Genomic DNA, 14,048 nt, shown 5'->3' with positions numbered 1-14,048 from the left:
AAGAGTGCTGGCAGACGCCGGCGCTTTTTTATTTAAGAAAGATAAAATAAATGAGAATTGATAAATATTTAGCCAATATGAATGTTGGTTCGCGCAAAGAAGTTCACAGCATATTAAAACAGGGCGTAGTTACTGTTAATGGAGAAGTTGTAACTGTACCTAAAAAGCAAGTTAAAGAAACTGATGAAATTGCTGTTAATGGTAATGAAATCACATATAAAAAGTATCATTATTTTTTATTGAATAAACCCAAGGGAGTTATTTCGGCAACTGAAGATAGAAGTCAAAGAACTGTTATTTCCTTACTTAAGGCTAAAGATCGTTATCAAAATATAGCACCTGTCGGAAGGTTAGATAAGGATACAACTGGTTTATTACTTTTAACAAATGATGGACCTTTAGTACATGAATTGTTAGCTCCTAATAAACATGTTGCTAAAGTATACCAAGCTCAAATTGCTGGTGTAGCAGATCAGAAAACTGTTGAAAAATTTGCTCAAGGATTAATTTTAGGTGATGGAACTAAGTTAAAATCGGCCAAACTAAAGATTTTAGAACAGGATCAAGATAATAATCTGTCACGAATTGAGATTGAGATACAAGAAGGAAAGTATCATCAAATTAAGCGAATGTTTGGAGCAGTTGGTATGAAAGTATTGGAACTAGATAGAATCTCAATGGGAAAATTGCGTTTACCTGCTGATTTAAAGCGTGGGGAATATAAAGAGATTGGTCTAGCTGAAATTAAGTAAACGATAATTGACATACTTTAGAAAGATTAAGATGAAAAGATTTACTTTTGCTATTTTTTTACTATTTCTTGTTTTTCCTTTTTCTTGCGGCTTTTTAAATATAGCGCATCGAGGTGATAATGAAAATGGTAAGTATGCAGAACATAGTTGGGTGGCTTATGATCGTGCAGTTGGTGCACATGTAGATTATTTAGAACTTGATTTACAAAAGACTGCGGACAATATTTTGGTTGTTAGTCATGATGAAAATATGAGTCGCGTTTTTGGAATTGATAAAAATATTAAAGATTATCCGTATCAAAAACTAAATATATATATAAATCAAAATAATGAATCAATGCATAGTCTTGAAGATGTTTTTAGGCGCTATCAAAATTCAAATGTCAAGTTTATGATTGAGACTAAAAGTGACGATGATACTAAATTGTTACTGCAATTAATAAAAAAATATCAGTTAGAAAAGCGTGTTTTATTAGAATCTTTTTCTAAAGAATCCCTGTTAACTTGTTCAAGAGTGAGTCCTCAAATTCCAACTACGCAATTATCTGGAGATTATGAATCAATATCTTTGCCTAAATATTATGCAAATAATTTTTATTCTGAAAAAACTGCAAATTATTTAAATGCACATCAAAAAGGGTATTTGCTCTGGGGCGTTAATACAGTAGATCAAATGAAGCAATTTGTGCAGCCAGAAGCAGGAGTATCAGGAATTTTAACTGATTTTCCTATTGAGCTAGCGACTGTTTTACATGCAAATGATGCCTTTAAGAGATACTATGAATCAGTTTCTTATCCAAGCAACAATATCTCTGGAGACATATTGTTGAAAAATGGTAGACGAGTATATGCTGATCAGGTTAAATTAAAGGGAAATAAGCTTTATTATCATGCTAAACCAGATTTATGGATAAATTATAGTGATTTAAAGAATTCAAATAATTCTGCGCCACAAGCAAAGACTGGAAAAATCACACTTCGAAAGAAAACTGCTATCTATACTGATCCTTCATTTGAGAAAAATTCTGGTAGAAAATTAGCTGCTAATAGTACCTGGAATTATTTCGCAGTGAAAAAAGTCGCCGGAAAAACTGCTTATAATCTGGGTGGTTCGCAATGGATAAGACAATAAAAAATATTGCTAGCTTAAGTAAAACATGATAAACTTATAATCAACATATAGGGAGTAACCGGCAGAGAATGTACTTATGGCGTCAGAACGAAATTAATTTTCCGCTGTAAGTTTAAATGGTGAGACTATTGGCTAAACGTTTTTGTTCAGACAATGGTCTCTTTTTTTATGCCAGAGTCTGGTTTTCCTATTAGATGGAGGTTCTTGTGAAAGCATACTATCGTGAAAGTAAAGAAGAGGTTTTGAAAGAACTGGGAGCTAATGAACAACATGGCTTGACCAATAAAGTGGCTCAAGAAAAATTAGCTCAAGTAGGGCCAAATGCCTTAGTAGAAGGTAAGAAAAAGAGCATTTTAGAGGTCTTTTTAGAACAATTTAAGGACTTGATGGTCATTATTCTAATTGTTGCAGCTATTATCTCCGCATTTACTGGTAACTTGGAAAGTACTGCAGTTATTATTGTTGTGTTAATCTTAAATGCTATTTTAGGAACAGTACAACATGTTAAAGCTAAAAAGTCGCTAGAGGCTTTAAAATCTTTATCTGCTCCTGCAGCTAAGGTTTTACGAGATGGCAAGAAACAAGAAATTGCTGCAAAAGACGTAGTTCCTGGGGATATCCTTTTACTTGAGGCAGGAGATTTAGTGACTGCTGATGGTAGAATTTTAGATAATTTTTCATTGCAAGTTAATGAAAGTTCGTTAACTGGTGAATCAACTAATATTGATAAGTTAGATACAACATTTGATAAAGAAGTTCCTTTGGGTGATCGAGTAAACATGGTTTATTCTAGTTCGCTTGTAACGTATGGACGGGCAAATGTCTTAGTTACAGCAACTGGAATGAATACTGAGATTGGTAAGATTGCGACTTTGATGAATGAAACTAAAGAGCGTAGAACGCCACTACAAGTTTCACTTGATCAATTTTCATCTCGTTTAGCAACCGCAATTCTTATTTTCTGTGCTTTGATCTTAGGTCTTCAAATGTGGCGTGGTCAGCCGTTGCTAGACGCTCTTTTATTTGCTGTTGCTTTAGCTGTTGCTGCTATTCCCGAAGCTTTGAGTTCGATTGTAACAATTGTACAAGCAATGGGTACGCAAAAAATGGCTAAAGAACATGCTATTATCAAAAACTTAGCAGCTGTTGAATCTTTGGGTTCGGTTTCTGTAATATGTTCTGATAAAACCGGAACTTTAACTCAAAATAAGATGACTGTTGAAGATATTTACATCGGCGGTAAAGTTCTTAAGCCTGAAGAGCTTAATTTGAGTAATCAGTTACATCGTTATTTACTATATGACGTAGTTTTAAATAATGATGCTAGTTTATCTGATGGCAAGAAAATTGGAGATCCAACAGAATCAGCGTTGCTTGAAATGTATCGCAAAGTTCCAGGCATTAATCTTGGAGATGGAAAGTTAGGCTTATCGGAAAGTGAATTAAGAAATCATTTGGATCGTTTAGAAGAAGTACCATTTGACTCTGACCGTAAGTTAATGAGTACTAAGCATCTAATTCATACTATTCCAACAATTTTTGTTAAAGGTGCAATTGATGTTTTACTTAAGCGCTGTGTAAATATTCGTTTTGGGGATGAAGTACGTCCAATTACTGAGCAAGATAGAAAAGATATTTTGGCTCAAAATAATCATTTTTCAGAAAATGGTTTAAGAGTACTTGCTTTTGCTTATAAAGAAAGTGATGAAGAACTCTCTGCTGATACTGAAAAAGATTTAACTTTTATTGGTTTAGTTTCTGAAATGGATCCGCCTAGAGAAGAAAGTGTAGCAGCCGTTGCTCGTGCTAAAGAAGCAGGAATTAGAACAGTAATGATCACTGGAGATCATAAGGTAACTGCTGTAGCTATTGCTAAGAAGATTGGCATCTTTAACGACGGGGATATTGCTTTAACTGGTTTAGAGTTAGATGCTTTAAGTGATGAAAAACTAGACCAAGAAATTGAAAAAGTTGCGGTTTATGCTCGTGTTTCTCCAGAAAACAAAATTAGAATTGTTAACGCATGGCAAAGAAAAGACCATATTGTATCAATGACTGGAGATGGTGTGAACGACGCTCCCGCTCTTAAAAAGGCTGACGTTGGTGTGGCAATGGGTATCACAGGTACAGAAGTATCAAAAGATGCAGCAAGTATGATTTTAACTGATGATAACTTCGCGACAATTATTAAGGCTGTAGCAAATGGTAGAACAGTTTATGAAAATATCAAAAATGCGATTGGTTACTTACTATCAGGTAACTTATCGGCAATTATTACTGTTTTATTTGCTTCAATTGCAGCTCTGCCTGTACCATTTGTTGCGGTGCAACTTTTATTCATTAACTTAGTGACTGACTCTCTTCCAGCTTTAGCAATCGGAATGGAGCCAGGAAACCCTGATATTTTAAAGCGTAAACCACGCGATCCAAAGGCTAATCTGTTAGATAAACCGTTTGTTACTCAAATCAGTACGCAAGGCTTCTTAATTTCATTGAGTGTCATTGCAGCCTTCTTAATTGGTTTGAAAGATAGTCCTGCAATTGCATGTACTATGGCCTTTTCAACTTTAACATTTGCACGTCTGCTTCACGGTTTTAACTGCCGTTCACAACATAGCATTTTTAAAATTGGATTTAAAAATAACTGGTATAGTTTAGCTGCTTTTGCTTTAGGTACTATACTTTTAGCTTTGATTCTATTTGTACCAGCACTTCACAGCCTATTTGCAGTTCAACCATTAAGCGCACAAGAAGTTTGGCTGATTGTGGTTTTAGCAATTATTCCAACTATTTTAATTCAAGTTGTAAAAGTAATTAGAGAAAACAGAGGTTAATTCTTACCTTTTATCTTGTTTTCTTTCATGCTATAATCATAAACAAAGCAAGAATCAAGAGGAGTAATTTCGTACTACAGAGAAAAGTCATTATGCTGAGAGACTTAGAGAAATTTACTAGTAGCTTGATTAGCTGATTAATTGAACTTTAGTAGGTTAATCCGGATACTTCAGCACCGTTACCGCTTATAAGAGAGATATATTTGTATATCTAATCGTAGGTGGTACCGCGGAAAATTTCGTCCTAGACAATTATTGTCTAGGACTTTTTTATTGGAGGAATTTTAATGACAGATTTAGCACCTAAATATAATCCAAATGAAGTTGAAAAGGGAAGATATCAAGAGTGGCTTGATGAAGACTTATTTAAGCCATCTGGTGATAAAAAGGCACATCCTTATTCAATTGTTATTCCACCACCAAATGTAACTGGTAAACTTCACTTGGGTCATGCGTGGGATACAGCAATTCAAGATACACTTATTCGTTTTAAGCGTATGCAAGGTTACGATACTCTTTATCTTCCAGGAATGGATCATGCAGGTATTGCAACTCAGGCCAAAGTTGAAGCTAAGCTTCGTAAACAAGGCAAAGATCGCCACCAAATGGGACGTGAAGCTTTTGTTAAGCAAGTTTGGGACTGGAAAGACGAATACGCAAATATTATCAAAGGCCAATGGGCTAAAATGGGACTTTCACTTGATTATTCAAGAGAAAGATTCACTTTGGACAAAGGACTTTCTAAAGCAGTTAAAAAAGTATTTGTTCAACTATACAATGAAGGCTTAATTTACCGCGGTGAATACATTATTAACTGGGATCCAGAATTGCAAACTGCTCTTAGTGATATTGAAGTTATTCACAAAGATGACAAGGGTGCTTTCTACCATATTAAGTACCCATTTGCAGACGGCTCAGGTTTTGTAGAAATTGCAACTACTCGTCCTGAAACTATGTTTGGTGATACTGCAGTAGCGGTTGCACCAGGAGATGAACGCTACAAGAATATTGTTGGTAAAGAATTAGTACTTCCACTTGTTGGTCGCCATATTCCAATTATTGAAGATCAACACGTGGATCCAGAATTTGGTACTGGTTTAGTTAAGATCACTCCAGCACATGATCCTAATGACTTCCAAGTGGGTAATCGTCATAATCTTGAAAGAATCAATGTAATGAACGATGATGGAACAATGAACGAAGAAGCTGGCAAGTATGCTGGTATGGATCGTTTTGAAGCTCGTGAAGCTTTAGTTAAGGATCTTAAAGAAGAAGGCTATCTAATTAATGTAGAACCAATTGTCCACTCTGTTGGTCACTCTGAACGCTCTGGTGTACAGGTTGAGCCAAGACTTTCTAAACAATGGTTTGTTAAGATGAAGCCTCTTGCTGAAGAAGTACTTAAGAACCAAAAGACAGACGGTAAGGTTAACTTTGTTCCTGAAAGATTTGAAGGAACTTTAAATCACTGGATGGAAGATGTTCATGATTGGGTAATTTCTCGTCAATTATGGTGGGGTCACCGTATTCCTGCTTGGTACAACAAGAAGACTGGTGAAACTTACGTTGGTGAAGAAGCACCTAAGGATATTGAAAACTGGGAACAAGATCCAGATGTACTTGATACTTGGTTCTCAAGTGCTTTATGGCCATTTTCAACTTTAGGTTGGCCAGATACTGACAATCCAGACTTTAAGCGCTACTTCCCAACTAATACTTTAGTTACCGGATATGACATTATTTTCTTCTGGGTATCAAGAATGATCTTCCAAGGTCTTCACTTTACTAAGAAGCGTCCATTTAAAGATGTTGTTTTACATGGTTTGATGCGTGACGAACAGGGACGTAAGATGAGCAAGTCACTTGGTAATGGTGTTGATCCGATGGATGTTGTTGATAAGTATGGTGCTGATGCTTTACGTTGGTTCTTGTTAAACGGGACTGCTCCTGGTCAAGACACTCGTTATGATCCAAAGAAATTGGCTGCTGCATGGAACTTCATCAACAAGATCTGGAATGCAAGCCGTTTTGTAATTATGAACTTGCCAGAAGATGCAAAACCTGCTCATATGCCAGATACTACTAAGTTTGACTTGGCGGATAGTTGGATTTTTGATAGATTAAACCATACTGTTGCTGAAGTTACTCGTTTATTTGATGAGTATAAGTTTGGTGAAGCTGGTCGTGAACTTTATAACTTTATTTGGAATGACTTCTGTGACTGGTACATCGAAATTTCTAAGGTTGCCTTAAATGGTGATGATGAAGAATTAAAGACTAGAAAGCAAGAAAACTTAATTTGGATTCTTGATCAAATCTTACGTTTAATGCACCCAATTATGCCATTTGTTACTGAAAAATTATGGCTTTCAATGCCACATGAAGGTAAGTCAATTATGACTGCAGAATATCCAGAAACTCATGTAGAATTTGAAAATAAACAAGCAGATAATGATATGGCATTCTTAATTGAAGTTATTAAAGCTGTACGTAATATCCGCATGGAAGTTAACGCACCAATGTCTTCTCAAATTGATATCATGATTCAATTAGATGATGAAGCAAACAAGCATATCTTAGATGAAAATGTAGATTACGTAGAAAACTTTTTACATCCTAAAGATTTGCAGGTTGCAGCAGATATTGAGACACCAAAACTTGCTAAGACAGCTGTAATTCCAGGAGCTCAAATTTTTGTTCCATTAACTGAATTAGTCAATGTAGACGATGAAATTAAGAAGATGGAAAAAGAAGAAAAACGTCTTGAAGAAGAAGTTATAAGAGCTGAAAAGAAGCTTTCAAATCAAGGATTTGTTGCTCATGCTCCAGAAGCAGTTGTAAATAAAGAAAAAGAAAAGAAGGCTGACTACGAAAGTCAACTTGCTGGTGTTCGTGAACGTATGAAAGAATTGAAGGAAAGTAAATAGATTGAAATTTACTAATGTTGACCAAGTAATTAAAAGAATATATTCTTTACCTAAACTTCATCCTAAAAATGATCTAAGCTATATCAAAAGGGTTTTAAAACAGTTAGATAATCCTCAAGATAGTGTTAAGACAATTCATGTTACCGGGACTAATGGTAAAGGGTCAACATCCTATTATTTGAGTAATTTATTGCAAAAGGCCGGTCAAAAGACTGGCCTTTTTGTGTCTCCTTATATATATGAATTTAACGAAAGAATTCAGCTAAATGGGAGAAATATTAGTAATGACAAGCTAATTAAAGTTGCTAATGAAATAGAAGTAGCAATAGATGCTCTGAAAAAAGTTGATCCTAGTTTTTCTTTAGTAACGTTTGAATATGAAGTAGCTTTGGCTTTTCAATTCTTTGCTCAAGAGAAATGTGATTATGCCGTAATTGAAGTAGGAATTGGTGGAAAGCATGATAAAACTAATGTGATTACTCCCGAAGTAAGTGTGATTACGACTATTGGTTTAGATCATGAAAAAATCATTGGTCCTACTTTAACTGATATTGCTCAAGAAAAAAGTGGAATAATTAAAGAAAAAAGACCGGTTGTATTAGGAAATATACCTAAAGATGTTTTAGAAATATTGCTCAATAAAGCAAAACAAGAAACAGCAGAATCATTTTTATTAGGACGAGATTTTCAGGTGAAATTGACTGAAAAGGCGATAAAATATAATGATTCACAGCAAGAATATACTTTTTTATCCCGTCCACTAGTTGAAGCTTATGATATTGGAATTGCAGTTAAAGCCGTGCAATTGTTGAATATTAGGTTAAATAAAAAGACAGTTGAGAATGCTATTAATGAAACTAAGATTCCTGGGAGATATGAAGTAGTTCAAAATAAGCCAGAGATCATTGTTGATGGTGCACATAATTTACAAGCGATGTCTAATTTGCTAAATTTGGTAAGACAAAAGAAGAAAGAAAAAGTTTATGTGCTACTGGGAATGATGAAAGATAAAGATTTAGGCCCAGTTATTGACCTATTTGAAGATGAAAAAGTTACATTGACTAGAATTGATTATCCAAGAGCTGCTAGGTTAGAAGATTTTCCAAAAGAAGCTCAAGAAAAATATGACTATGAAGATAATTTTAAAAAGGCGTTTACTAATTTAAAGAATAAATTGAATTCAAATGATATGCTATTAGTGACGGGATCTTTTTACTTAGTAGGTGCAATTCTAAATTATTGCAGAAGGGATAAATAATGAAGGTTGAAAATATATCTGAGCCTATCAAAGGTGTAATTTTTGATATGGATGGTCTGCTAGTTAATTCTGAGAAGTTATACTGGGATGCAAATATTGTCGCTGCAAAAGAAGCTAATTTAGACATTCCAGATGATAGTTATTTGAAATTGGTTGGCTCTTCAGTTAAAGAAATGGAAGATTTCTATCATAAACATTTTAAAACCGACGCGGATCGAGATAAGTTTATTAAAAGAACTGATGAACTGGTATGGCAATGGACTGATGAAGGTAAGCTTAAACTGCAACCAGGAGTAAAAGAGGCCTTGACTTTGTTTAAAGAAAGAAATGTAAAGCTTGCCATTGCCTCTAGTAATTATGATGAAGTAGTAACTCATAACTTAGATGTTTTAAAAATAAGAGATTACTTTGATTTTTATTTAAGTTATAAGGATGTAGAGGCGGGAAAGATAAAGGCGAAACCTGCGCCAGACATATATTTATTAGCTGCAGAAAAAATGAAGCTTTCAAAAAATAATTTATTAGTGTTTGAAGACTCAAGTACAGGAGTTGCATCAGCAAGTGCTGCGGGTCTAAAATGCATAATGGTTCCAGATTTGAAAGAACCAACTAATATTGATAGAAAAAATGCTACATTCGTTTGCAAAGATTTTTATACTTTTATTGAAAAAATTGAGTAGTTTTTTCGTAATAAATATCAAAGGAGTATTTGATATTTATGAAAAAAGAAGAATTATTGCAAACAGATGTTGATTTAGTGAAAAAATTAGCCAGATCACTAGAGAAAAAAGATATTATTACATTTGACGGATTATTTGAAAAGTTAAATGAAATAGAAATAAATAGTTTTAAGGATTTATGGCAATTTGCAGCTAGCCCTAAGTGTAATAATGAAATAGCCGTTTTGCTTCAACTAATTTTGGAACGTGTTAAGAGCGTAAATAATAAAAAGATCGAAAGTTTCTATTCTAGTTCTCAGGTTGGTTGCTATATAGCAGATAAATTATGCGGTAGGCAACAAGAAGAGTTATATGGTATTTATCTAGACTCTAAGAATAAAATTATTGCTGAGAAATTAATTTTTCAAGGAACTGTGAACCGAGCAGTAGCGCACCCTAGAGACATCTTTCGCTGGGCGGTAATCTATAATAGTACTGCATTTTTTGTGGCACACAATCATCCAAGTGGAGATGAGCAGCCGTCTCAACATGATCTGCGTTTTACTAAAAAATTGGTAGAAGCAAGTAAATGTATGGGAATAGACTTTCTAGATCACTTTATTGTGACTGATAATACTTACTTAAGTTTTCGAGAAATGGAACTTCTTTAAGTCTTCTTTAAGTATGGGCAAATTTCCTTAAAGCAAATTTTTACATTAGAGTTTCTATGCTATAATATCTAAGACTAAATAAAGATACGATTTAGGCTAAAATAATTAAAGAGATAAATTTAAGGAGAGATTTTGCGTGTTTGGATTAGGATCTAAAAATATTGGGATTGATTTGGGAACTGCCAACACACTCGTTTATATTGAAGGTAAGGGTATTGTTTTACGCGAACCTTCTGTTGTTGCTAAAAACACTCAAACGGGTGAAGTTATTGCTGTTGGTTCAGAAGCCAAGGAAATGATTGGTAGAACTCCTGGATCAATTGTTGCTATTCGTCCAATGAAGGATGGAGTTATTGCGGATTATGATACAACTGCTGTGATGCTTAAATATTTTATGGAAAAAACAGTTGGTAATTCAAAGCCAGTAGCTATGATTTGTGTGCCCTCTGGAGTAACAGAAGTTGAAAAGAGAGCCGTAATTGATGCTGCTAGAGTTGCAGGCGCACGTGAAGCATATGTAATTGAAGAACCATTTGCAGCTGCAATTGGTGCTGGTCTTCCTGTTATGGATCCAACAGGATCTATGGTTGTTGATATTGGTGGGGGAACTACTGATGTAGCAACTATTTCATTAGGTGGTATTGTTTCTTCTCGTTCTACTAGAATGGCTGGCGATAAGTTCAATAGTGCAATTGCAACTTACATTCACCAAAATTACAACTTGTTAATTGGTGAAAGAACTGCTGAAACTATTAAGATTCAAATTGCTTCTGCTTCAGTAGAAAAGGCAAAAGAAATTGAATCTATGAATATTCGTGGTCGTGACCTAGTAACAGGATTGCCAAAATCAATTGATATTAATGCGGAAGATGTTGCAAAAGCTATTCAAGAAGTAGTACAAAATATTATTGTAGCTATTAAAGAGACTTTAGAAGAAACATCTCCAGAAATTGCTGCTGATGTTATCGATCATGGTATTGTGTTAACTGGTGGTGGAGCTCTTTTGAAGAACTTACCAGAAGTTATTTCAGACGCTACTAAAGTTCCAGTCTTTATTGCTCAAGATCCACTTGATTGTGTTGCAATTGGTACCGGTGAATCTCTCAAAAATATTGAAGTTATGCGTAAGAGACGTTAATTTAGAGGCCGGCGTAAAAGCCGGTCTTTTTTATTAACTTTTAAATTAGGAAGATAGTAGTAGATGAAAAAATTCTTCAAAAACAAAAAGTTACTGACAATTTTTGTGATAGTTATTTTAGTTTTAAGTATGTTATCTATTTCTGTTCGCTTACGTAATAAGAGACAGTCACCTTTCTTAGTTCAGAAAATTGGTAATGATACAGTCTCTATTGTTACTAGAGTAGTTAACTGGCCCATAAATTTAGTTTCTAATGGCGTTGCCAATGTTGAGGATCTATTTAACGCTCAAGCTGAAAATGATCACTTGAAAAAACAAATTGATAACTTGGCTCAAACTAAAGCTCGTAATAGTTCACTTGAAGCTGAAAACACGCAATTAAAGCAAGCATTAAAGTTAAAGAAAACATTAACTGACTACACTATTATTAACGGCTCGGTAATTTCACGTGCTGCAGATACTTGGTCCGATTTGTTAATTATCGATCAAGGATCAAGAGCTGGTGTTAAAAAGAATATGCCAGTTATGTCGGGCAAAGGTGTCATCGGACGAATAGTAGAAGTAAACAGTACTACCTCTAAAGTTGAATTGATTACTACAACCGATAAATCAACAAATAAATTTGCTGTAGAAGCGGATGCAGCTAATGGTAAAAAGGTTCATGGGGTAATATCAGTTGGGGAAAATAATCAATTGGCATTTACTCAAGTTGTTGATGGCCAAAAGTTAAAAAAGGGTACGCGCGTTTATACTAGTGGCATGGGTGGTTTATCACCAAAAGGATTATTAGTAGGTACAGTAAAAAAAACAACGCGTGATACTTTTGGTCTATCTGACGTTGTTGAAATTCAACCTGCTGGAAATCTCAATGATCCGTCTGTTGTGTCTGTAATTAAAAGAAAGGTTGAAGAGTAATGGCAATATTGCGTCGATGGTATGTAGCTATTGCCTTATTTATGGCGCTAATCTTAGATGGGGTATTAGCCTATAATTTACAGACTTTTATTTTTCATAGAACTTTTTCTGGAAGCTGCTGGCTAACAGTTGTTGGTATCACTTTAATAGCTTTATGTGATGATAAAAATGATGCAAATATTTGGCTTTGCTTGGGTTTAGGAATTATTGCCGATCTTTATTATTTGGGCATTATCGGAATTTATACTGTTGCTTTTCCTTTGATCTGCTTTTTTATTGAGAAAAGTGCTAGATTTCTTCCTGAAGTATTCTGGTTTCGTCTGTTGATCTGCTTAGTTACTTATCTTTGTGTAAGTGTCTATGTCTTTTTAATGCTAAATCTGACAGGCCTAATTCAACTATCTTTTGCTAGTTTTACGCATAGTATTTTGCCTAATTTACTATGGTGTTTAATTTTAGCTATATGTACATACTGGTTCTGGGTGAAACTTGCAGAAGACTATCCATTTTTGAAAAAAGAGTATTATTTTTAAATAAACTAAAAAGGAGTTGTTTTTATACAACTCCTTTTTTGCTTACAATTTCTAAAATTGAAATACTCCAGTTCCAATTAAAGCAGTAGCTACTACACCAAGAAGGGTAATAACCGCCATGAACCAGGCCATAACAATAGTTAATTTCTGAAATCCAGATTTTTTCTTACGTTTTCTCATATATGCCCTCCTAAATTAATAATTCTAGTTTACCATGATTTTAATTACAATTTTATATTTAATTGAAATAGTTTAAAATAAACCTAATGGAGGTTTTTATGAATTTTTTGCTTATCTTTTTAATTCCTTTATGTGGCATTGTAGTAGCTGTTTTTTTGGTGAAGTTATTTCCTAAGGCGCAATTTAGTGGTTATGACATATTACCATTTTTCTTTATTGTGGCATGTCAATTATTGACTCAAGAAACTAAGCAACCGTCTTTTTTGCCTTATGGATTTTTATTATATTTCATTTTGGTAGTAATTGTTTCAATTTATACTGCAATTAAAGATAAAAATATTTCGGTTGCTAAAACTTTTGGTATGTTGTGGCATTATTTAGCTGCGTCATCAATTGTTTGGTATGTTGGTCTTGTAATTTTGCTTTTATTATAATTTTTCTCTCCCACATTTTCATTCGAAATAAAGTGCTTCTATCGCAATAGATGGAAGCATTTTATTTTGAATAAAATTATAATTATCATAAAATAACGTAATATCTAAATAAAAAGTGGAAAACTTGTGGTAGAAAGTGGGGAAGTGTGGTAAATTATTCTTTGGAAAGGGGGCTAGACCATGTTCATGGGCGAGTATCATCATAATCTCGACAGCAAAGGCCGATTAATTATACCGGCCAAATTTAGAGACGAGATTGGTGATAAGATGGTATTTACTCGTGGAATGGAAGGCTGTATTTTTGGCTATCCAATTGAAGAATGGCAGAAAATTGAGGCTAAGTTAGCCAAACTTCCACTGACTAAGAGAAGTGCACGTAAGTTTACGCGTCTTTTCTACTCAGGTGCGATGGAAAGTGAGTTCGACAAGCAAGGACGTGTTAATCTGACCATGACATTGAAAAAGCATGCCGCACTCATTAAGGAATGTGTGATTGTTGGTGTCTCTGATAGAATTGAAATTTGGTCAGCAGAACGCTGGAATGATTTTTCAGAAGATGCTAATGAAAACTATGACGATATCGCAGAAGACTTGGATGACATCGAGTTATAAAAA

General features: G+C 34.3%; 13 protein-coding genes and 1 other annotated feature. Of the genes, 12 read left to right on the top strand and 1 reads right to left on the bottom strand.

All coding sequences use genetic code 11. The annotated features are described in order from the left end of the window. The first annotated feature begins 50 nt into the window (after positions 1–50). From FD18_RS08235 to mreD, 10 genes are all read left to right on the top strand, one after another. Positions 51–752 carry a pseudouridine synthase gene (locus FD18_RS08235; protein ID WP_057719437.1) on the top strand — a complete coding sequence of 234 codons (702 nt, stop codon included), beginning with the start codon at positions 51–53 and terminating at the stop codon, positions 750–752. Between the two features lie 31 nt (positions 753–783). Beyond that, complete coding sequence (locus tag FD18_RS08230; RefSeq protein WP_057719436.1) at positions 784–1,884, top strand: glycerophosphodiester phosphodiesterase; 1,101 nt, start codon at positions 784–786, stop codon at positions 1,882–1,884. Positions 1,885–2,090: 206 nt separating this feature from the next. Next, entirely contained in the window at positions 2,091–4,718 is a 2,628-nt protein-coding gene (locus FD18_RS08225) for a cation-translocating P-type ATPase (protein WP_057719435.1), read from the top strand. Positions 4,719–4,759: 41 nt separating this feature from the next. After that, positions 4,760–4,968 (top strand) — a binding site (T-box leader). Between the two features lie 37 nt (positions 4,969–5,005). Next, positions 5,006–7,645: a valine--tRNA ligase gene (locus FD18_RS08220; RefSeq protein ID WP_057719434.1), complete on the top strand. Its 2,640-nt coding sequence runs from the start codon at positions 5,006–5,008 to the stop codon at positions 7,643–7,645. Between the two features lies 1 nt (position 7,646). Further along, positions 7,647–8,903: a bifunctional folylpolyglutamate synthase/dihydrofolate synthase gene (locus FD18_RS08215; RefSeq protein ID WP_057719433.1), complete on the top strand. Its 1,257-nt coding sequence runs from the start codon at positions 7,647–7,649 to the stop codon at positions 8,901–8,903. Beyond that, complete coding sequence (locus FD18_RS08210) at positions 8,903–9,583, top strand: HAD family hydrolase (protein ID WP_057719432.1); 681 nt, start codon at positions 8,903–8,905, stop codon at positions 9,581–9,583. The genes FD18_RS08215 and FD18_RS08210 overlap by 1 nt, the downstream gene beginning before the upstream one ends. A 38-nt stretch (positions 9,584–9,621) precedes the next feature. Further along, positions 9,622–10,233: a JAB domain-containing protein gene (locus FD18_RS08205; RefSeq protein WP_057719431.1), complete on the top strand. Its 612-nt coding sequence runs from the start codon at positions 9,622–9,624 to the stop codon at positions 10,231–10,233. A gap of 136 nt (positions 10,234–10,369) precedes the next feature. Further along, positions 10,370–11,371 (top strand): rod shape-determining protein, encoded by a 1,002-nt coding sequence (locus tag FD18_RS08200; protein WP_057719430.1) that lies wholly within the window; start codon positions 10,370–10,372, stop codon positions 11,369–11,371. A 63-nt stretch (positions 11,372–11,434) separates the two neighbouring features. Then, complete coding sequence (gene mreC / locus FD18_RS08195) at positions 11,435–12,286, top strand: rod shape-determining protein MreC (protein ID WP_057719429.1); 852 nt, start codon at positions 11,435–11,437, stop codon at positions 12,284–12,286. Continuing rightward, positions 12,286–12,819: a rod shape-determining protein MreD gene (gene mreD, locus FD18_RS08190; RefSeq protein ID WP_057719428.1), complete on the top strand. Its 534-nt coding sequence runs from the start codon at positions 12,286–12,288 to the stop codon at positions 12,817–12,819. Before mreC ends, mreD begins: the two co-directional genes overlap by 1 nt. A gap of 51 nt (positions 12,820–12,870) precedes the next feature. Here mreD and FD18_RS09530 read toward each other — a convergent pair whose 3' ends face one another. Then, the gene (locus tag FD18_RS09530) at positions 12,871–12,999 is read right to left on the bottom strand and encodes a DUF4044 domain-containing protein (protein WP_003648594.1); all 129 of its coding nucleotides are present in this window, start codon (positions 12,997–12,999) and stop codon (positions 12,871–12,873) included. Positions 13,000–13,097: 98 nt separating this feature from the next. Between FD18_RS09530 and FD18_RS08185 the strand changes: the two genes are divergently transcribed. Beyond that, a complete protein-coding gene (locus FD18_RS08185; protein WP_057719427.1) occupies positions 13,098–13,433 on the top strand; it encodes a DUF3397 domain-containing protein in 336 nt (111 codons plus the stop codon). 180 nt (positions 13,434–13,613) lie between these two features. Next, entirely contained in the window at positions 13,614–14,045 is a 432-nt protein-coding gene (mraZ, locus tag FD18_RS08180; protein ID WP_057719426.1) for a division/cell wall cluster transcriptional repressor MraZ, read from the top strand. The last annotated feature ends 3 nt before the right edge of the window (positions 14,046–14,048 follow it).

This window comes from Lactobacillus taiwanensis DSM 21401 (assembly GCF_001436695.1).
Classification (GTDB): Bacteria; Bacillota; Bacilli; order Lactobacillales; family Lactobacillaceae; genus Lactobacillus; species Lactobacillus taiwanensis.
Note: the sequence above shows the minus strand (reverse complement) of the source record. Positions and strands in the feature narration are given on the sequence as shown.

Coding starts and splice junctions, on each gene's coding strand:
- mraZ (WP_057719426.1), top strand. CDS start 13,614: ATGTTCATGGGCGAGTATCATCATAATCTCGACAGCAAAGGCCGATTA.
- FD18_RS08205 (WP_057719431.1), top strand. CDS start 9,622: ATGAAAAAAGAAGAATTATTGCAAACAGATGTTGATTTAGTGAAAAAA.
- FD18_RS08230 (WP_057719436.1), top strand. CDS start 784: ATGAAAAGATTTACTTTTGCTATTTTTTTACTATTTCTTGTTTTTCCT.
- FD18_RS08210 (WP_057719432.1), top strand. CDS start 8,903: ATGAAGGTTGAAAATATATCTGAGCCTATCAAAGGTGTAATTTTTGAT.
- FD18_RS08185 (WP_057719427.1), top strand. CDS start 13,098: ATGAATTTTTTGCTTATCTTTTTAATTCCTTTATGTGGCATTGTAGTA.
- mreC (WP_057719429.1), top strand. CDS start 11,435: ATGAAAAAATTCTTCAAAAACAAAAAGTTACTGACAATTTTTGTGATA.
- FD18_RS09530 (WP_003648594.1), bottom strand. CDS start 12,999: ATGAGAAAACGTAAGAAAAAATCTGGATTTCAGAAATTAACTATTGTT.
- FD18_RS08235 (WP_057719437.1), top strand. CDS start 51: ATGAGAATTGATAAATATTTAGCCAATATGAATGTTGGTTCGCGCAAA.
- FD18_RS08220 (WP_057719434.1), top strand. CDS start 5,006: ATGACAGATTTAGCACCTAAATATAATCCAAATGAAGTTGAAAAGGGA.
- mreD (WP_057719428.1), top strand. CDS start 12,286: ATGGCAATATTGCGTCGATGGTATGTAGCTATTGCCTTATTTATGGCG.